This is a genomic window from Streptomyces sp. NPDC002537 (genome assembly GCF_053594975.1).
Window position 1 is genome coordinate 32898 of the sequence record NZ_JBSFWT010000032.1, and the last position, 19621, is coordinate 52518.

16 protein-coding genes and 1 pseudogene are annotated in these 19621 nt (G+C 71.1%); 12 read left to right on the top strand and 5 right to left on the bottom strand.

Going from position 1 to position 19621, the window contains the following annotated elements; translation table 11 throughout:
• Window positions 1-55: 55 nt before the first annotated feature.
• On the bottom strand, window positions 56-802 hold the full coding sequence (locus tag ACWD4A_RS16790) for an SDR family NAD(P)-dependent oxidoreductase (protein ID WP_451194490.1): 747 nt from the start codon (window positions 800-802) through the stop codon (window positions 56-58).
• A gap of 605 nt (window positions 803-1407) precedes the next feature.
• Here ACWD4A_RS16790 and ACWD4A_RS16795 point away from each other — a divergent pair.
• From ACWD4A_RS16795 to ACWD4A_RS16815, 5 genes are all read left to right on the top strand, one after another.
• Entirely contained in the window at window positions 1408-2688 is a 1281-nt protein-coding gene (locus ACWD4A_RS16795; RefSeq protein WP_451194492.1) for an MFS transporter, read from the top strand.
• A 140-nt stretch (window positions 2689-2828) separates the two neighbouring features.
• Complete coding sequence (locus ACWD4A_RS16800) at window positions 2829-3977, top strand: stearoyl-CoA 9-desaturase (protein WP_451194494.1); 1149 nt, start codon at window positions 2829-2831, stop codon at window positions 3975-3977.
• A 230-nt stretch (window positions 3978-4207) separates the two neighbouring features.
• Entirely contained in the window at window positions 4208-4660 is a 453-nt protein-coding gene (locus tag ACWD4A_RS16805; protein ID WP_451194496.1) for a cobalamin-dependent protein, read from the top strand.
• Window positions 4657-6033 (top strand): methylaspartate mutase, encoded by a 1377-nt coding sequence (locus tag ACWD4A_RS16810; protein WP_451194498.1) that lies wholly within the window; start codon window positions 4657-4659, stop codon window positions 6031-6033. The genes ACWD4A_RS16805 and ACWD4A_RS16810 overlap by 4 nt, the downstream gene beginning before the upstream one ends.
• Window positions 6034-6102: 69 nt before the next feature.
• Window positions 6103-7377: an ATP-grasp domain-containing protein gene (locus ACWD4A_RS16815; RefSeq protein ID WP_451194500.1), complete on the top strand. Its 1275-nt coding sequence runs from the start codon at window positions 6103-6105 to the stop codon at window positions 7375-7377.
• 102 nt (window positions 7378-7479) lie between these two features.
• On the opposite strand, the pseudogene ACWD4A_RS16820 reads toward ACWD4A_RS16815, so the two are convergent.
• From ACWD4A_RS16820 to ACWD4A_RS16830, 3 genes and pseudogenes are all read right to left on the bottom strand, one after another.
• Window positions 7480-7971 (bottom strand): annotated as a pseudogene (locus tag ACWD4A_RS16820) (ABC transporter permease); the annotation flags it as partial.
• Between the two features lie 22 nt (window positions 7972-7993).
• Window positions 7994-8449, bottom strand: coding sequence for a MarR family winged helix-turn-helix transcriptional regulator (locus ACWD4A_RS16825; RefSeq protein ID WP_451194502.1), 456 nt, complete (start codon window positions 8447-8449; stop codon window positions 7994-7996).
• Window positions 8450-8620: 171 nt separating this feature from the next.
• Window positions 8621-8968 carry a hypothetical protein gene (locus tag ACWD4A_RS16830; protein ID WP_451194504.1) on the bottom strand — a complete coding sequence of 116 codons (348 nt, stop codon included), beginning with the start codon at window positions 8966-8968 and terminating at the stop codon, window positions 8621-8623.
• 212 nt (window positions 8969-9180) lie between these two features.
• Between ACWD4A_RS16830 and ACWD4A_RS16835 the strand changes: the two genes are divergently transcribed.
• The 4 genes from ACWD4A_RS16835 to ACWD4A_RS16850 all read left to right on the top strand — a co-directional run bounded on the left by ACWD4A_RS16835 (window position 9181) and on the right by ACWD4A_RS16850 (window position 14003).
• On the top strand, window positions 9181-10176 hold the full coding sequence (locus tag ACWD4A_RS16835) for an ArsR/SmtB family transcription factor (protein WP_451194506.1): 996 nt from the start codon (window positions 9181-9183) through the stop codon (window positions 10174-10176).
• Window positions 10177-10450: 274 nt separating this feature from the next.
• Complete coding sequence (locus ACWD4A_RS16840) at window positions 10451-11407, top strand: hypothetical protein (protein ID WP_451194508.1); 957 nt, start codon at window positions 10451-10453, stop codon at window positions 11405-11407.
• 168 nt (window positions 11408-11575) lie between these two features.
• Window positions 11576-13030, top strand: a complete 1455-nt coding sequence (locus tag ACWD4A_RS16845; RefSeq protein ID WP_451194565.1) for an amino acid permease — start codon at window positions 11576-11578, stop codon at window positions 13028-13030.
• A gap of 82 nt (window positions 13031-13112) precedes the next feature.
• Window positions 13113-14003, top strand: coding sequence for a GNAT family N-acetyltransferase (locus ACWD4A_RS16850; RefSeq protein WP_451194510.1), 891 nt, complete (start codon window positions 13113-13115; stop codon window positions 14001-14003).
• Between the two features lie 132 nt (window positions 14004-14135).
• Here ACWD4A_RS16850 and ACWD4A_RS16855 read toward each other — a convergent pair whose 3' ends face one another.
• Window positions 14136-14534, bottom strand: a complete 399-nt coding sequence (locus ACWD4A_RS16855) for a hypothetical protein (RefSeq protein WP_451194512.1) — start codon at window positions 14532-14534, stop codon at window positions 14136-14138.
• 162 nt (window positions 14535-14696) lie between these two features.
• On the opposite strand from ACWD4A_RS16855, the gene ACWD4A_RS16860 reads away from it, so the two are divergent.
• From ACWD4A_RS16860 to ACWD4A_RS16870, 3 genes are all read left to right on the top strand, one after another.
• Window positions 14697-16301 carry an APC family permease gene (locus ACWD4A_RS16860; protein WP_451194514.1) on the top strand — a complete coding sequence of 535 codons (1605 nt, stop codon included), beginning with the start codon at window positions 14697-14699 and terminating at the stop codon, window positions 16299-16301.
• A gap of 175 nt (window positions 16302-16476) precedes the next feature.
• Complete coding sequence (locus tag ACWD4A_RS16865) at window positions 16477-17991, top strand: sodium:solute symporter (protein WP_451194567.1); 1515 nt, start codon at window positions 16477-16479, stop codon at window positions 17989-17991.
• Complete coding sequence (locus ACWD4A_RS16870; RefSeq protein ID WP_451194516.1) at window positions 17988-19616, top strand: thiamine pyrophosphate-binding protein; 1629 nt, start codon at window positions 17988-17990, stop codon at window positions 19614-19616. The genes ACWD4A_RS16865 and ACWD4A_RS16870 overlap by 4 nt, the downstream gene beginning before the upstream one ends.
• Window positions 19617-19621 lie beyond the last annotated feature (5 nt).

The window sequence follows — 19621 nt, forward strand, 5'->3', positions numbered from 1 at the left end:
CTCCTTGGAAGCCGTCAAAAATCTGGCCGCGCGTCACACGCCTGCCACGCGAACCTCACATGTAGAGGCCGCCGTTGATGTCGATCACGGCACCGGTGGAGTAACCGGCGCTCTCGGAACACAGGTGCAGAACACTGCCGACCGCCTCGGCGACCGTGCCCATGCGCTGCATCGGCAGCTTGGCGAGGACGGCCTTCCTGGACTCCTCGTCCCGGCGCTCCCAGGCGCCCGCCACCCGGGCGGTGGCGATGGGGCCGTGCGCCACCACATTCACCACGACCCCGGTCGGGGCGAGTTCATAGGCCATCTGCTTGGTCATGCCGATGACGGCCGCCTTGGCCCCGACATAGGCGGCGTTGTTGAAGTGGCTGTACGTACGGCCGCCGGCCGAGGCGAAGTTGACGATGCGTCCATAGCCGGCCTCGGCCATCCTGGGCGCACACACCTTGATGGCGATCCATGTGCTGACCACGTTCTCGAGATAGGTCTCGTCGAAGTGGTCGGTGGTGAGATCCGCGTAGCCGATCACCCGGGTGTCCCCGCCGACGCCGTTGACAAGGACGGACGGCGCGTGCCGTGCGACGATCCCGGTGAGCAGGCGCTCCGCGGCGGGGATGTCGGTGATGTCCCCGACGGCCACGTCCACCTTGGTCAGCGGGGCGAGTTCGGCTCCGAGGCGCCGCACCGCGTCTTCGTCCCTGTCGAAAAGAACGAGCGGGTGCCCTTCCTTCGCGAGCCCTCGGGCGACATCCTGAAGAATTCCACCCGCGGCGCCGATCAGGAGCGCGGTACCTGTGGCCATCCTAGCTATTCACCTGGCCCATCTGGGTTCGACGGCCCTGCGTGAACAGAGCCCTTGCCGGGGAGCTCCGTTAATGCCGAGCCATGCGCAACCGACTTGTCTCCGGCCGCATTCCGCTCGATTGGAGTAATCCACTCCGCATTCACGCAGGTCGCCTCAGAGAGGCCCATCCCCCCGGATCTTCTTAGATGCTCACCCAACTCACCGCCCCTGTCAACGAGTTAGTGGTGCCGATCGCCCAATGCCCTTCGGGGCGCCAGGAACCGGATACGTGACGTACGTCACTTGCCCTATCGGTTGGATATCGCTGATCCTTGCCGGTGGGGAGGCCCGGCCGGACCGGGACGCAATGGGCCGGTACCGCAGCCTCGTTGGCCGTACGGCACCACCCGCCCGTTCCGTCGTATGAATTCCGATGGGGCAGTGCCGACGCAGGGCGCGATGAGCTTGTTACTGTCGGTAGTTCAAGGCGACTCGGGGCGGCGTTCGAAGTGATCGACGGGGGAGTGGTGTTGGTGTTCACGCGCGGAGACTTACCGCCGAATTCGGCTCGAATGCTTCGATCCCGACCCTTCGCCGAGGAGTATCCACCGGAGGAACGGACCATGCAGCCCAACTCACCATGGCGGACAGCCGACTTCCGCATCCTGTTCACCGCGACCACCCTCAGCCAGCTCGGCACCAACATCAGCTACGTCGCCGTGCCGCTCATCGCCGTGTCCGCGCTCGACGCGAGCCCGGGACAGGTCGGCGCCCTCGCTACGCTGAGCACCGCCGCCTTCCTGCTCATCGGCCTGCCCGCCGGAGCGTGGGTGGACCGGATGCGCCACCGGCGGGTGCTGATCCTCGCGGACCTGGCCCGGGCGCTGCTGTTCGTCACGGTCCCGGTGGCCTGGTGGCTGGACGCGCTGACGCTCGGGCAGCTCTACGCGGTCGTCCTGCTGAACGGCTGCGCCACCGTCTTCTTCGACGTGGGTTCGCAGAGCGTCCTGCCGCAACTCGTCGGACGGGAAAGCCTCGTTCAGGCCAATGCCGACATCAATACGCTCATCGCGGCCGGCAACGTGGCCGGGCGGAGTGCGGGCGGCGGGCTCGTCGCCCTGCTCACCGCGCCGGTGGCCGTCATCTGCACCGCCGCGACGTATCTGGCGTCGGGCCTCAGACTCGTCGCGATCCGCAGGACCCCGGCACCCTCCGCACCGCTCCCCGGGCAGGCCACCCGGCTGCGGACCCAGATCGCGGAAGGGGTCCGACATGTCTTCGGCAACGCGGAGTTGAGGGCCCTCGCGCTCACCGCGGCCCTCGGGAACCTCGGCTCGCAGATCATCAACACCATGCTCCCGATCATGTTCGTCCGCGACCTCGGTCTCTCCAGCGGCGCGCTGGGGCTGTTCTGGGCGGCCGGCGGGGCGGGGCTGCTCCTCGGGGCCCGCTGCGCCAGGCCCATCGCCGCACGGCTGGGCCACGGCCGCACCCTGGGGCTGGCCGGCGTGACCCTGGCGCCCGCGGGGCTGCTGGTGCCGCTCATCGACCACGGTCCGTGGCTCGTGCTGGCCGGGGCCGGCTGGCTGGTCGCCATGTTCAAGGTGGGCATGGACAACGTGCTCGGCGTCAGCCTGCGTCAGCGGATGACGCCGGATTCCCTGCTCGGCCGCATGAACGCAACATTCCGATTCCTTCTCACCGGGGCCCTCGCCGTCGGTGCCGCGATTTCCGGCGTGATAGGCGAGCTGACCACGGTCCACACCACGCTGTGGGTGGGCGCCGCCTTCGTCTCCACGGCTTTCATTCCCGTATTCCTCTCTCCGGTGCGCAGTCGGCGCGAACTGCCGCAGCAGCAGGCGCAGGACACGCCTTCCGTCAAGGTCCCGACGACGGATTCCTGAATTCCGGTCACTCTTCGAATTCATTTGTATCAGCCGTTCGGACACCCCTTTGATCTCCGACCCGGAGGAGTGCGATGGCGGTCATCGACGATGACTTCCGAACCGAGAGATTCCCGGACCGTGCAGACCCCCGCGAAACCATGCGGGTACTGCCGCGGTTCGCCCAGTATCCACTGACCATTTTCACCGGCAAGGCACTGACCGAACAGAAACCGCTGTCCTGGTGGACACCCGGATTCCATCTCGTGTCCGCTGTTCTCTCCATGATTCTCGGTACGGCGATCAGCTGCACCGGCCTTCGTCTTTCGGGCGGCTGGCTGCTTCTGCTGCTGCCCGGCTGGGCCGTGACCCTGCACGGAATGCGCAACCTGCGGATGATGGTCTATCACCAGTGCTCGCACCGGAACATGTACCGCCGACGCGGGCTGGACGCGGCCATCGGCCGTGCGACGTCCAGCCTGCTCATCATCCAGAATTTCGCCCGGTACAGCCGCGAGCACGTCAGCGACCACCACGCGGCCCACCATATGACGCTGCGCGACCCCACCGTCCAGGCCTTCCTGGTCAGCCTGGACCTGCACCCCGGCATGACACGCCGGCAGATGTGGCGGCGCGTTCTGGGCAAGCTGTTCTCGCCCCGGTTCCATCTCCAGTTCGCGGTGTCCCGCGCCCGGTCCTTCTGGCACGGCTCCGCGCCGAGCGAGAAGACCGCCTCTGTCACCCTGTACACGGTCGCCGTCGCCGCCACCGTCGCCACCGGAACCTGGCAGGCGCTGCTCATCGTCTGGTTCGTACCGCTCATTCCGTTGTTCCAGCTGAGCAACACCCTCCGGTTGTGTGTGAAGCACACCTTCCCCGCCCCGGATCTCGAAGTGCGGCGCGGCAAGGAATACTTCGGCAGCCTCACCAACGCCATATTCATCGGGGAGCCGGCGCCGCCGTCCGCCCTGCCGTACGGCCGCCGCACCGCCGCCTGGTTCGCATGGACCGCGCGCATGCTCCTCGTGCACGCACCCGCGCGCTATCTGGTCCTCACCGGGGACACGGTGGTCCACGACTTCCACCATCGGTACCCCGCCACGCCACAATGGGCGAACTACCTCTTCGGGCGGCAGGAGGACGCCGATGCCGGAAGTCCGGGCTGGCCTGCCTACACGCAGGTCTGGGGGCTGATACCGGCGATCAATCTCGTCTTCGACTCACTGTCCGTCGCCGACCCCGAGGAATTCGACATCGCACGCCTCCACGAGGTCAGCAAGCGGGAGCTCTTCGCCGCATTCGACGACTAAGCGGGCTTGGCGAAGTCCGGTGCGGTCCGGCAGCGCCCCGAAGGGGCGCGGGGAACTGCGCGACCAGCCACGACGCACCCGCAGACGACGTACCGGACTTCCAGCGAAGCGCTTAGGCACGGCGCGTCAGCACATCACTCCGGCGGCCGGTCCGGCTGCCGTACCGACCGGGCCGGCTGTGCGGTCCGGTCCGGAACCAAGCCACTCTTCTGCCTCTGACGGGGGTCTCCATGCAGCACGAAACCGTAACCCGCACCGTCATCCTCGGTGTGGCGGCGAGCGACAGCCATGTCGTTGCCAACCACCTCATCGCCCACGCCCTCCGCGCCCAGGGCTTCCACGTCGTCAACCTCGGCACCTGCACCACGGTCGACGAGTTCGCCGCCGCCCACGCCGAACACCCCCGCGCCGAAGCGGTGATCATCGGCAGCCTCAACGGCCACGCCCACGAGGACCTCCAGGAGCTCCCCGCCGCCCGGCGCGCGGGTCTCCTCGGCTGCCCCGTCATCCTCGGCGGCAACCTCTCCGTGGGGAGCCACAAGGACGCCTCCGACATCGACCGGCTCCACGCACTCGGGGTGGACGTCGTCCTGTCCGACCCCGAACTGCTGCCGGAGACCCTCGACGCCCTGCGCGGGAGCAGGACCGCGGAGCCCGTAGCGGTGTCCTCCATCGCCTCATGAACGGCTCCCCCGCCCTGCCCGGCTCCCCTGAACTGCCCTCGCTCGCCGAGTCCGTCGCGTACGTCGAGGAGCTGGGGAAGCCCACCGCCGCGGAGGTGCTGCGCGCGGCCCGGTCCGCGCGGCGGGTCGCGCTGCAGCCCCGCTGCGGTGTGGGATCCCACGCCCAGATGATGACCTTGCTGCAGGACCTGGAGCGGCACGCCGGGCCCGACATCCTCACGCTGACCATCGACTCCCACACGCGGCTCAAGCGATTCGACCACGCCGAGGCCGCGCTGCTCAGGAACCCGGCGGACCTGAACGGCTACCCCCTCGTCACCCACGGGTGGCGGAGAGGACGGCAGTTGAACGAATCCGTGGCGGCGCCCCTGGAGATCCGGCACGGTTCGCCCGACGCCCGCCTGCTGTTCCGGACCGCGGTCGCCTCGGGAATCACCTCGTTCGAGGGCGGGGGGATCTCGTACAACCTCCCCTACTCCAAGGCGGTCCCGCTCAACGAGTCCCTGTCGGCCTGGCAGGAGGTCGACGTGCTCTGCGGCGACCTGGCGGAGCGGGGCCTGGTCATCGACCGCGAGCTGTTCGGCACACTGACCGCCGTGCTCGTCCCGCCGTCCATCAGCCTCGCGATCGGCGTGCTCGAGGCGGTGGCGGCGGCGCGCGAGGGCGTGCGGTGCGTTTCGCTGGCCTATCCGCAGGGCGGCCACTGCGAGCAGGACGTGGCCGCCCTGCGGGCGATTCCCCGGCTCGCGGCGCGCTATCTGCCCGCATCGGTCGAAGTCCACGCGGTACTGCACGAGTTCATGGGGGTCTTCCCCCGGGAGCGCCGCAACGCCGAGGACCTGATCCTCTACGGCGCCCTCGTCGCGCGGCTGGGTGGTGCCACCAAGCTCATCACCAAGACCTATCTGGAGGCATTCGGAATCCCGGACACCCGCGCCAACATCGACGGGCTGCTGCTCGCCTCCCGCGCCAACTCCCCTCTGCTCGGCTTCATCGCGCTCGACGAGGACCGGATCTCGGAGGAGCTGGAGGGGATCCTCGAGGAGGTGGCGGAGATCGTGGAACCGGTACTGGCGGCCCCCGACCTGTACGCGGAGATCGCCTCGGCGTTCGCGGCCGGGCGCCTCGACATCCCGTTCAGCGCCAGCCGTTACGCGCTTTCCGAGATCATCCCGCGTCGCGCACCCGACGGGGCCATACGCTATCTCTCCACGGGGTCCTTGCCCTTCTCCGGCCGCACGAGGAGACGCAACGACCGCACTCTCGCCGCGGCGGGCGGCGACGCGAGGATCGGTGACATGGTGAAGGGGCTGACCGCCGACATCAACCACTTCCCGAACCTCTTCGGCGAGAGCCCCGCACCGCCGTCCTGACCGGCCGCGAGCGCACTATCCGAGCACCTCTCCGATCACCCCTCCGCTACGCACCTCGTAGGAGCCCCCATGGCCGACCCGACCACCCCCAACCTCCTCTTCGTCGGCGGCGCCGGAGATGCCACCCTCGCCGTCGACGTCGTGGAGACGGCCCTGAACCAGGCCCGCAGCCGCGGCCTGCGCATACATGTGACCAACCAGGAGGCGACGCTCGCCGCCACCCCCACCGTCAGCGCCCTCGCCGACGCCGCGTCCGCGGTCGACTTCGCGCGCCGGGGGGACAGCGCCGCCTGGGCCCGCGAGCGGGTCGCGGCGGGCGAGACCTTCGACATCGTCTTCGGCGTACGGGAGATGGCCCAGGAGGCGGTCGCCGAGGTCGCCGACGCGCTCGGCCTCCCCGGCAACACACCGGACGCGGTGCACCGGGTACGGACCAAGGACGAGGCCCGTGCCGCTCTCGCCGCGGCGGGCTTCCCGCAGCCGGCCTTCCGGGTGTGCGCCGACACGGCCGAGGCCGTCGCGTTCCTGAAAAACTCCACGGGCCCCTGGGTCGTCAAGCCGCGCGACGCCATGGGCAGCGAGGGGGTCACCCGGATCGACGGCGTCGCGGAGCTGGACGCCGCCCTGGAGTTCCTGCCCGGACAAGGGCCCTTCATCGTCGAGGAGTTCGTCGAGGGCACCGAGTACAGCGTCGAGGGCGTCTTCATCGGCGGCATCCCGCACGTGCTCGCCGTCACCTCCAAGGAACTCCTCCCGCCGCCGAACTTCTTCGAGGTCGAGTACGTCATCCCGGCGCTGCTGCCGGACGAGCACCGGCGCGCGATCGAGGAGCAGGCCACCCGGGCGCTCACCGAACTGGGCCTGCGATTCGGCCAGTTCCATGTCGAACTGTGGCTGACCGAGCGCGGCGTCGTCCTAGGCGAGTCCCACGTCCGCAACGCCGGCGGCTGGATCCACCGGATGCTGGCGCACGTCGTCCCGGGCCTCGAATGGTTCGGGCTCGTCTACGACGACGTGCTCGGCCGGCCGATCGACAAGGCGTCGCTGAAGCCGGTCCGCGGCTCGGCCATCCGCTTCCTCACCCCGCCCCCCGGGCGGCTGGTGGCGATCGAGGGCTGGGAGGAAGTGCTGCGCCACCCCGCCCTCCTGCACGCCGAGATGGCCGTGGCACCGGGCGACATCATCGAACCGCACCGGTCGGTCGAGAACCGGGTGGCACTGATCGCCGTCGGCGCGGACACCCCGGCCGAGGCACAGGAACTGGTCCGCGGACTGGACGCGTCGGTGCGCTTCGTGACCGAGCCGGTGGCGGAAACCCCCGCGGACGTCCCCGGCCGGGCCTGACCCCGTCCCGGCCGGGCGAGCCCGAGGTCCGGCGGACCGTCATGCTCCGCCGGGCCGGGGACCGGATGCCGGGCGGCCTTCCGCGGCTGGTGGCGAGCCGCCTCACCTGGCCAGGCGGCCCAGGAGGGCTGCCGCCGCCGCGATACCGAGGAGCGCCGCGAGGACGAGGACGCCGAAGTCCGTGGCGAGGTGCGCCGGGGTGCCGATGAGGAGGCCGCGCAGGGCGTCCACCTCGTAACTGAGCGGGTTCACCGCGCTGACGACCTTGAGCCAGCCCGGCATCACCGCGACGGGGTAGAGCGCGTTGGAGCCGAAGAACAGCGGCATGGTGATGGCCTGGCCGATGCCCATCAGACGGTCGCGGGTCAGCACGATCCCGGCGATCGACATGGACAGGCAGGAGAAGAACGCCGATCCGAGCAGCACCACCGCGACGACGCCCAGCAGCTTCAGCGGGTTCCAGGTGAGGGAGACGCCCAGCAGGGCGGCGAGCCCGATGACGACCACGGCCTGGATCACCGCCTTGACGCCCGCGGTGACGTTCCCGAAGGCGTAGCGCAGTCCGGTGCAGCGGACCGCGGCCGTCGGCCGGGGGCGGGGGATGTGCTCACGGTGGTCACGGTGCCTCCCCGGTGGTGCGGAACGACTCGGCGAGCCTTCGGAGGGCGGGCAGCGCCGCGGTCAGCGCGGCACGGTCCTCGGGGGTGAGCGCTCCCACCCGGGTGCGGAAGAGGGCACCGCGCCGGGCGTCCAGGTCCCGCAGCCGTTCCCGGCAGGCGGGCGTCGGGAACAGCATGGCGACGCGGCCGTCGCGCGGGTCGGCCGCGCGGCGCAACAGCCCTGCTCTGGCCAGCTGGTTCACCAGGGTGCTGACGGAATTGGCGGCCAGGTAGAGCTCTTTGGCGGCGGCGGAGACCCCGATGCCGGGGTGTTCCGTGACCACCCGCAGGAGTTCGGCCTGGGCGCCGCGCAGCCGCGGGGTGCTCAGGCCGGCCCATATCCTCCGCCGGGCCAGCCGCTGGATACCCGTCAGGACTCCGGCGAGCTCGTCGGAGAGGCCGTCTGCGCTCACCTTTCCAGCGTACCTCTGTATGAGAGGTATCGGAGGGGGAGAACCGGGAGGGGCGAAATCGGGAGGGATGGGTAGGGAGGGACGGGTCGGGAGGGGACGCCCCCGCACGCATCGGCGGCATCCCCACCGGTGGGCCGGGCCCGTGCGGGCCCGGCCGGTGACACGGGCCGGTCAGATGGTGACGCAGACGTCCTCGATGGCCCGGCCGTCCCGCTCCAGGCCGCCGCAGACGAGCGAGTTGTTCTGCTCGTAGCCCACGTTCCACTTGTAGGACGAGGCGTTCACGCGGCCGCTGCGGAACTCGCCCCAGTAGGCGCGCAGGGTGCCGGGCACGCCGTCCTTGGTGTAGACGGTGATGTCTTGGACGAACTTGTTCTGGTGGGCGGTCATCACACAGACGTAGGTCCCGCAGTTGCCGTCGACCCGGGCGGGTGCCGCGTCCGCCGGTGCCGCGGCCAGGGCGCCGAGGGCGGTGAGACCGGCGGCCGTGGTGACGACGCGTCGCACGATGGCGTTCATGGGAAGCCTCTTCTCTCTGTACGGCCCACCCCTGCCTGCTGTGGGCCCCCGTTTCCGTGAACAGCAGCTTCCTTTTCCGCTCGGGTTCGGATCAACATTTTCAACTTGGGCCAAAAAACGGCAATTGCCGCTCAGTGGGCAACCCGAGCCGCGCGCGGCGGCGTCGGGTGGGGCAGGGCACGTGAACCAGGAGTGAACCAGGAGGTCGAGCGGTGCTGCGTATCCACTTCACCGGCGAGGACCTGGCCAGGACCCGGATCGCCACCGGGCCCGACGTGCTGTGGGAGATCCTGCTCAGCCTGCACATGGCGCAGTCCGGGGTCACGGGTCCGGGCGCCGTGGACTTCCTGCGCTGGCGCGGCGCGGTGCGGCAGCGGCTGACAGCGGAGATGCCGCGCCGGGCCGTGCTGCTGGGGAAACTCGCCCCGCCCTCCGGCTACTCCGCGGACTTCCTCACCCCCACGACGGGCGTGGCCGACGTGGAGTCCGCCCTCGGCACCGTGCTCGCCACGCCCCGGCGGCAGCTCCACCGCGACATCACCCGGCTCGCCGCCGCACGGGGCCCGGTGGACGGCGGGCTCGCCCGGCTGGCCGCGGGGGACACGGAATCGCTCGCCGCGCTGGGGAACGCGCTGCGCGCGTACCACCGGCTGGCGCTCGCGCCGTACTGGCGGCACATGACGCGGCAGATCGCCGCCGACCGGGCGGAGCGCATGGCGGCGCTCGCCGAAGGGGGCACGGAACGGCTGCTGTTGGGGCTGCATCCGGCCGCGCGCTGGGAACCGCCGGTGCTGTCCCTGGCCTATCCGGTCTCCCAGGACCTGTTCCTCGACGGGCGGGGCATGACGCTCCTGCCGTCGTTCTTCTGCTGGGGCACGCCCATCATGCTCAGGGAGCCGGGCACCGTCCCCGCCCTGGTGTATCCGATCGGCCGCCGGGCCCGCTGGATGGACGGCGGCCCGGACGGCCCGCCGGTGCCCGCCCCCCTGGTCACCCTGGTCGGCCGCACCCGGGCGCAGGTGCTGTACGAGGTGATACACGGCTGCGGCACGGGTGAACTGGCGCGGCGCGTGGGGATCTCCAACGCGTCGGCTAGTCAGCACGCGACGGTGCTGCGGCACGCGGGGCTGATCGTCACGCGCCGCTCGGGCAATACGGTGCACCACTCGCCCACGGCGCTCGGCAGGGCGCTGCTGGACGGCGGGTGATCCACGGGTCCCGCGGCCCCGGCCCCGTCCGGGCAAGGTGCGACCGCGGGATAGACATGGCATATGTCTGAGGTCTACTCGAAATCAGTGAATGGAGTGCGCACTCACGGCAACTCCGGAGCGCGTAAATGCTGTGGAACCAGGTAATTCGGATGACCCGTTCCGTTTCGAGTTGAGGCTGAGTAGGGTGTGGCATGCTGCCGAGGAAGCCAGGACGACTACTGCGGGCTGAGTTCGGCGTTGGCGATGTCGTCGGCAGGAACGGCAGGAGAGCATGGCCGCTGGATTATTCGAGGGGCAGTACGTCTGGCATCCGGCGGCCGGGGACCATCGACTGGCGCGCGCCTGTGTGGACGTACAGGCAGGGCGATACCTGAGCGCACGCGACGTGCTGGAAGAAACGCGGGAGGATTTCGGATTGCGGGCCCACCGGTCGTCGGTCCTCGCCTCGGAGGCGGCGGATTCGGATCTGTCGGAGCGCTGGCTCGCGGAAGAGCCCGGCCCCGAGGCGGCCCTTCTCTGGGCGCGCGTCGCGGTGCTCCGGGCGCTGCGCGCGGCCGACGCCCGCGACCGGCGCGCCGTCGTCCTCGGCCGTATCGCGCTCACGGCCTGCGACCGGGCCACGGACATGGCGCCCGACGACCCCACGCCGTGGGTCGCGAAACTGACGCTGGCCCGCTACCACCGGCCTCGCGACCCCGCCCCGCGTGGGCTGCTCACCGCGCCGCCCGGTCCCTGGTCGCTGTTCGCCCGCATTCTCCGGCTCGACCCCTGGCACCGGGAGGCGCACCACCGCTTCCTCGCGTTCTTCTTCACCCGGCACGGCGGGTCGGCCAACGCGGCATGGGACGTCGCCGCGTTCCTCGGCCAACGGGCACCGGCTTCCTCCCCCTTGGGCCTGCTGCCCCTGGTGAACCTGGTCGAGGAGCACGATCCGGCCGCCCCGCTGGCCCGCCGCACCTGGGTGCAGCACCAGTGGCGGTCCACGGCCCTGGGGGTCTACGAGAACTGGTTCCCCCACGTGACCGAGTACCGGTTCACGCCGGTGCTGGACCTGGCCTATCTGGCGCACGCGCTGCTGATGTCGCACCGCGAGGACCAGGCGCGGGCCGTGCTCACGGCCATGGGGCCCTACGCCTCCCGGATGCCCTGGAGCGCGTTCGGCGACCCGGAGGAGCAACTGACCAGGGCCAGGCGCCTCTGCGGCCTGCCCGTGCCCGGCACCGCCTGATCCACCGCGGAATCCGGCACGCGCCGGAAAGCCGGAGAATCCCGTTGTCCCGTCCACCTTTTGAGAAAGGCTGTGGCTGTGCCCGATCCCGCATTCCTCGTCCGTTTGAGAGAGCGCCGGCAGCAAACGGTGCCACTCGCCTTGGACGATGACGCGACCCTGCACGCCATGGGCTATCCACGAAAACTCACCCGCCGATTCCGGGCGTTCGACAATTTCGCGATCTCCTTCACGATCATCAATATCATCTCGGGGATCTTCTCCTCCTTCGGATTCGGTATGACGGCCGGCGGGCCGCGCATTCTCGTCTTCGGCTGGATCGGTGTGTCCGTCATGGTGCTCTTCGTCGGCGCCGCCATGGGGGAAATCGCCTCCGCCTATCCGACCAGCGGCGCGCTGTATTTCTCCGCGGGCAAACTCGCCAAGCGGCACCGCGGCGCCTGGTCCTGGTACACGGGCTGGCTGAATTTCGTCGGCCAGGTCGGCGGGACGGCCGCCACCAACTACGCGGCCGCCACCTTCATCCAGGCGTTCATCACCCTGCAGTGGCCCTCCTACCACCCCCACCCTGAGCACACCGTGGGCATCACCGCGGTGATCCTGCTGGTCCAGGCCCTCGCCAATACCTATACGGTCCAGCTGGTCGCGGTGCTGAACCGGATCTCCGTATGGTGGCTGCTGGTCGGCCTGGTGGTGATCGTCGCCACCCTCACCGCGAAACCCGGCCACCACCAGCCCGTCTCGTTCGCGACCCACTTCGTCAATGACACCGGGTTCACCAGCGGCATCTACGGCGGAATGCTCGGACTCCTCGTCACCAGCTGGACGTTCACCGGATTCGACGGCAGTTTCCATATGTCCGAAGAAACCGTGAAAGCGACCGTCAACGCACCGCGCGGCATCATGCGCGCGATCACGTACTCGGCGATCACCGGACTGATCCTCATGCTCGCCCTGGTGTACGCCATCCGCGACTACGACCGGGAAGCGAGCGCGTCGGCGCCGCCGGTGCAGATTCTCATCGACGCCCTCGGCACGGGCACCGCCAATCTGCTCCTGCTGATCGTGATCGGCGCCATGCTCTTCTGCGGCCTCGCCAATATGACCAGCAATACCCGCCAGATCTTCGCCTTCTCCCGCGACGGCGCGATGCCCGGTTCCCGCTGGTGGCACTCGGTGTCCCCGCGCACCCGCACCCCCGTCAAGGCCGTCTGGCTCGCCGCCGCCTGCCCCCTGGTGCTGGTCGCGCCCGGCTGGTGGTCCCACACCGCCTTCACCGCCGTCGTCAGCGTCAACGTCGTCGGCCTCTTCCTCGCCTACGGCGTGCCCATCTTCCTGCGGCTGCGGCTGGGCGACGACTTCCAGCCCGGCCCCTGGAACCTCGGGCGGTACGGCAAGCCCATCGCGCGCGTCGCCGTGACCTGGATCGTGATCAGCAATGTGCTGTTCATGCTGCCGCAGGCCTCCCCGCTCACCGTGACCTCCTTCAACTACGCGCCGATCGCGCTGGCCGCGGTGCTGCTCATCGCCACCGTCTGGTGGTTCGCCAGCGCCCGCCGCCGCTTCGAGGGCCCCGTCAGCTACGGCCGGCCCGACGAGGTGGCCGCCATGGACTTGATCTGACGCGCCGTCAATAATCTGCATCGGTCGTCACATCCGATCGGTCATCACACCCGCCCCACGAGTCAAGGAACGAACACCCCGTATGAAACTCCCGCAGCAGCGCACCACCGACGAGGCTCCCGCCACCGCCGACGCGTTCACCGTCACCCGCGCCTCCCTGGACGAATGGCGCCAGGTCGCGGAGTGGGCCGCCGCGGAGGGCTGGAACCCGGGCACCGGCGACCTGCCCTGCTTCCACCCCACCGACCCCGACGGCTTCTTCGTCGGCCGCCTCGGCACCGAGCTCGTCTCGGCGGTCTCGGTCGTCACCTACTCCCCGGACTACGCCTTCCTCGGCTACTACCTGGTCCACCCCGACCACCGCGGCCGGGGCCTCGGCCTCGCCACCTGGCGCGCCGCGTTCCCGCACGCGGGCACCCGCACCGTCGGCCTCGACGCGGTGCCCGCCCAGCAGGCCACGTACGGCCGCGCCGGATTCGCCCCCGCGTACACCACCGTCCGCTACGGCGGACGCCCCGGCGGCACCAAGGGCACGGCGGCGGACGTCGTGCCCGTCACCGCGGCGCACCTCGACGCCCTCGCCGCCTACGACCGGGAGTGCTTCCCCGCCGACCGGCGCGCCTTCCTCGACCGCTGGCTGACCGCGGCGGACCACACCGCCTACGTCCAGCTGCGCGACGGGAACGTCACCGGCTACGGCGTGATCCGCCCCGCCCACGACGGCCTGCGGATCGGCCCCCTCTTCGCCGACACCCCCGAGGGCGCGGAAGCCCTGTTCGACGCCCTCACCGGCCACGCCGGCCCCGAGGACGAGGTCGCCCTCGACATCCCCGGACCCCACCGCGCCGCCACCGCCCTCGCCACGGCCCGCGGCCTCACCCCCCGCTCCCACACCGTGCGCATGTACACCGGCCCCGTCCCCCCGGCCCGCGAGGACCGCGTCTACGGCGTCACCAGCCTCGAACTGGGCTAGCCCGGGGCACCGCGTGCGCGGCGCGCCGGTGTCGGGTCCGATCGGCGAGTGGGGGCGTTCCCATGAGGAAAGCCAGGAGAGAGCCGATGAGCCCCGCCACCGGCGCCGCCGCGCCCGCGCGACACGGCGTGGCTAGCCCACGAAGTGGATGCAGACGTTGAGCGGGGAACCCCAGCCGGTGTGCACCCGGACGATCACCGCGCTGTTCAGGACCGTGACGCCTTCCGCGTAGACATGCGCGTCGCCCGCGCCCTCCCCGTACATGACGCCCTCGGAGGCGGAGGCGACGACGGGCTGCGAGGACGTGACCGGAGCGCCGTACCAGGTGATGAGCTGCTCGTCGCGGACCCCGGGCCAGCAGAGGGTCTGCGACAACGCAGCGGAAGCGAAGGCGTGTTGACCCGCCGGGCCCGGTCTCTTCGGGGACGGCGCCGCCGCTGTGCCCGCCGACGCCGACGAGGTGAAGAACACGCCACCGGCCACGAGCCCGGCGGCCGCCACCAGCGTTACGAGCCTGTGCCGATTTTTCATGATTCTCCTCGACATTCTCCTCGGCCGGACGTGCGCATGGATGAATCGAGCGCTTCAGAATGCTCCGGGCGGGGCCGGAGGGGAAGGCGTTCACCGGCCGACCGGGAAGAATCCCGGTGGGCCCGCGTCCGCGCCCGTCGGACCGGGATCGAGGAGGCCGTCGTGTCGGATCGTCAGCCGGTGGGGGAGACCGTCGCGCCGACCGTGCTCGTCCAGGAGCGCCGGCTCCACCGGGACCTGGGGTTCTGGGGGCTCACCGCCATCGGCTTCTCGAACATCGTCGGCTCCGGCTGGCTCTTCGCCGCCATGTACGCGGCCCGGACGGCGGGGCCCGCGGCGCTGCTGTCGTGGGTCGGCGCGGGCCTGCTGTGCGGCCTCGTCGCGCTCGTCATGATCGAGCTCGGCGCGTCGCGGCCGGAGGGCGGCGGTACGGTCCGCTGGCCGCTGTACGCGAGCGGCCGGCTGGTCGGCACGCTCATCGGCTGGTCGGTGCTGCTCTCGGTGGGCGGCACCGCGGCGGAGATCAGCGCGATCATGCAGTACGCCGACCACTACCTGCCCGACCTCTACCACGGCAGCTCCCTCAGCGCCTTCGGCCTGGGCGTCGCCGTGGCGCTGAGCGTCCTGCTGACGGCGCTGAACTGGTTCACGGTCCGGGCGTTCGCCCGCCTGAACAACCTTGTCTCCATCTTCAAGATCATCGTGCCGGTGGTCACCGTGATCGCCCTGTTCGCCTCGGGATGGCACGAGGGGCGGCTGACCGACCACGGCGGATTCGCGCCGTACGGGTACGCCGCCTGTCTGTCCGCGCTCGCGGGCGGCGGCATCGTCTACTCGGTCAACGGCTTCCAGGCACCGCTGGACTTCTCGGGCGAGACCCGCGACCCCCGCCGCACCATCCCGGGCTCCGTCCTCGCGGGCATCGCCCTGGCCGTCCTCATGTACCTGGCCCTGCAACTGGCCTTCCTCTTCACCGTTCCCGAGCATCTGCTCGGCCACGGCTGGCAGGGCGTCAGCTTCGAGTCGCCGTTCGGCCAGCTCGCGCTGATCCTCAACCTGCACTGGCTGTCCAGCCTGCTGTACGCGGACGCCGTCGCCTCGCCCGGCGGCTCGGCGTACGTCGGCGTGGCCATCGACGCCCGGCACACCTACGCCCTCGCCAAGAACCGCACCATCCCCAGGGCCTTCATGCAGGTCGACCCGCGCTCCGGCATCCCGCACCGGGCCCTCCTGCTCAATCTCGCCGTGATCGTGGTCTTCCTGCTGCCCTTCGGCGGCTGGCAGCACATCGTCAGCGTCATGGGCGACATGTACCTCCTCGTCTACGCCGCCTCCGCGGTCGCCGTGGCGGTCTTCCGGGCCGACCCGCGCGGCGGCACGGCGGGCTGGGTGCCCGGCCTGCGCTGGATCGCGCCCCTGAGCTTCGTGGTGTCCAGCGAGTTCGTGTACTGGTCGGGCTGGCACGACCTGCGCCTGGCCCTGCCCCTGGTCCTGGCCGGCCTGCTGCTCTTCCTCGCCATGCGGCGGACCGCCGACGCCCCGCTCCTGACCGAACTGCGCACCGGCGCATGGCTGGTCGTCCACCTGGCGGCGCTGACCGTCCTGTCCTGGCTCGGCACCTTCAAGGGCTCCGGCCGCCTGCCCGCGCCGTACGACTCGCTCACCGTGGCCGCCGTGGCCCTGGCCCTCTTCTTCTGGGCCGTGCGGTCGGGCACCGGCCAGCTGACGCCAGAAGAAGAGGCCCCCGTGCCGACGCGGCCCATGTGACCCCGCCCGCTGGACGGTTCGTACCGTACGAGGCTCGGACCTGGAAGATCCGTACAATTCACGGGCACCTCACAGGGATCTAAGGTCCCAGGCATCCCACCGGTTCCCGGCCCGGGTCCGAGGAGGCGCCGTGTCCGTCGTCGACTACACCGTGATCGTCGTCTATCTCACGGGCATGCTCGCCATCGGCTGGTGGGGCATGCGCCGGTCCACCACCGCCGGCGACTTCCTCGTCGCGGGCCGCCGCCTGGGCCCGGTGATGTACACCGGCACGATGGCCGCCGTCGTCCTGGGCGGGGCGTCCACCATCGGCGGTGTCGGCCTCGGCTACCGGTACGGACTGTCGGGCGCGTGGATGGTCTTCGCCATCGGGCTGGGCCTGCTGGCGCTGAGCGTCCTGTTCTCCGCCCGCATCAGCAGGCTCAAGGTGTACACCGTCAGCGAGATGCTCGACCTCCGTTACGGCCGTGGCCCGCTGGGCACCGTCTCCGGCGTCGTCATGTGGGTGTACACCCTGATGCTCGCCGTCACCTCGACCATCGCCTACGCCACGGTCTTCGACGTCGTCCTCGGACTGGGCCGGACCACCGCCATCGTCCTCGGCGGGATCGTCGTGGTCGGCTACTCCGCGCTCGGCGGCATGTGGTCGATCACGCTCACGGACATGGTGCAGTTCGTCGTCAAGACCGTCGGCGTGCTGCTCGTCCTGCTGCCGGTCGCCGTCGTCAAGGCGGGCGGCTTCGCCGGGATGCGGGCGGAACTGCCCGACGGCTACTTCTCCCCGACGGGCATCGGCGCACGGACCGTCCTCACCTATGTCCTCGTCTACTCCTTCGGCATGCTGATCGGGCAGGACATCTGGCAGCGCGTCTTCACGGCGCGCGACGACCGGGTGGCCCGCGCCGGCGGCACGGTGGCCGGTACGTACTGCCTGCTCTACGCGCTGGGCGGCGCCGTCATCGGCACCGCCGCCCGCGTCCTGTACCCCGGACTCGGCAACCCCGACGACGCGTTCGTCACCCTCGTCCGGGACACCCTGCCCGCCGGGGTGAAGGGACTGGTGCTGGCCGCCGCACTCTCCGCGGTCATGTCGACCTCCTCCGGCGCCCTCATCGCCTGCGCGACCGTCGCGGACCACGACATCCGCGCCCGCCTCCGCCCCGGCGGACGCACGACCGGCGGCGAAGACGGCAAAGACGGCAAGGGCAGCAGAGACAGCAAAGACCGCAAAGGCGGCGACGGCGACACGGACGAGGTGCGCGGCAACCGCGTGGCCATCCTCGTCCTCGGCGTGGCCGTGGTCGGGATCGCCGTCACGCTCCGCAGCGTGGTCGAGGCCCTGACCGTCGCCTACGACCTCCTCGTCGGCGGACTGCTCGTACCGATCCTGGGCGGACTGCTGTGGCGCCGGGCCACGGCCGCGGGCGCGCTGGCGGCCATCGGCACGGGCTGCGCCACCGTCGTGACCCTGATGGCCTGCCTCGGCGTCCAGGCCGACGAGCCCGTCCTGTACGGACTGCCCGCCTCCCTGGTCGCCTACGTCCTGATCAGCCTGGCCACACGGCGGACCGACACGGCGGTCCTGGCCGCCTGGCGGCACCGCTCGGCGGGCGGGACCGCCGTCCCCCGCCCGGCCGCCGCCCCCACCGCCGCCCCCGCGACCGCACCCCGAAAGGCACCACACCCATGAGCACCACGCAGCCCGTCCGCACCGGCGGGGACCTGGCCCTCGAAGCACTGACCGCGCTCGGGGCCACCACGGTCTTCGGGCTGCCCGGCCAGCACGCGCTTGGTCTCTTCGACGCGCTGCGCCGCTCCGCGCTGCGCTACGTGGGCCTGCGCGTCGAGAACAACGCGGGCTTCGCGGCCGACGCCCACGCCCGCGTCACCGGCGGCGTGGCCCCGCTGCTGGTGTCCACGGGCCCCGGCGCCCTGCTGACGCTCGCCGCCCTCCAGGAGTCGGCCGCCGCGTCCGCGCCCGTCCTCGGTATCTCCAGCCAGACACCGGCCGCGGGACTCGGCGGCGGCCGCAAGGGCTACCTGCACGAACTCCGCGACCAGCAGGCCTCGTTCCGCGACGTCGTCAAGAGCGTGCACACCGTCTGCCACGCCTCGCAGATACCCTCCGCACTGGCCGAGGCATGGCGTTCCGCGCTGGAGGCGCCCGCCGGGCCGGTGTGGGTCGAGATCCCGCAGGACGTCCTCCTCGCCCCCGCCGACGTGCCGCCCGTGCGCGCGCTCGACGCCCGCCCCCGGAGCCTGCCGCCGCGTCCCGAACTGATCGAGGCGGCCGCGGCGGCGCTCGACGCGGCCGACCGCCCGGCGGTCCTCGCGGGCGGCGGCACCGTACGGGCCGGGGCGCAGGGGGCGCTGCGCAGGCTCGCGGAGCGGCTGGACGCGCCCGTCGCCTGCACCTTCGGCGGCAAGGGCGCCTTCCCGTGGGAGCACCCGCTGTCCGTGCGGTCGTGGCTGGAGGACCGGCACACCACCGACTTCCTGGAGGACGCCGACGTCCTGCTCGTCGTCGGCTCCGGCCTCGGCGAGCTCTCCTCGAACTACCACACCTTCCGGCCCCGCGGCCGGGTGATCCAGATCGAGGCGGACCTCGGCAAGCTGGAGTCCAACCACCGCGCCCTGGGCGTGCACGCGGACGCGGCCCTCGCGCTGGACGCGCTCGCCGACGCCGTCGCCGGACGCCCGCGCGGCGGGGGAGCGGAGCGGGCCCGCGCGCTCCTGGCCGCGGTCCACGCCCGCATCGCGGGGCAGGGCCTGGAGACCGAGCGGCAGGTGCTGGCCGCGGTCCGCGACGCCCTGCCCGACGACGCCCCGAGCTTCTGGGACATGACCATCCTGGGCTACTGGGCGTGGTCCGCCTTCGACCCCCGCACCGGCCCCTTCCACTCGGCACAGGGAGCGGGCGGCCTGGGCTACGGCTTCCCGGCCGCCCTCGGCGCGGCCGCGGCCGACCCCGCCCGCCCGGTGCTCGCGGTCTCCGGCGACGGCGGCGCGATGTACTCGATCGCCGAGCTGGCGACGGCCAGGCAGTACGGTCTGCCCGTGACCTGGCTGATCGTGGACGACGGTGGCTACGGCATCCTGCGCGAGTACATGACCGACGCCTTCGGCGAGGCCACGGCGACGGAACTGACCCGCCCGGACTTCGTCGCCCTCGCCGAGTCCTTCGGCGTCCCCGCCGTGCGCAGCGCCCCCGACCGGCTGCGCGCCGACCTGGCCGGGGCCCTGGGCACACCGGGGCCGTCGGTCGTCGTCCTCCCGGCCGTCCTGCGGATGTTCGCACCCACGCACCGGCCCTGACGACA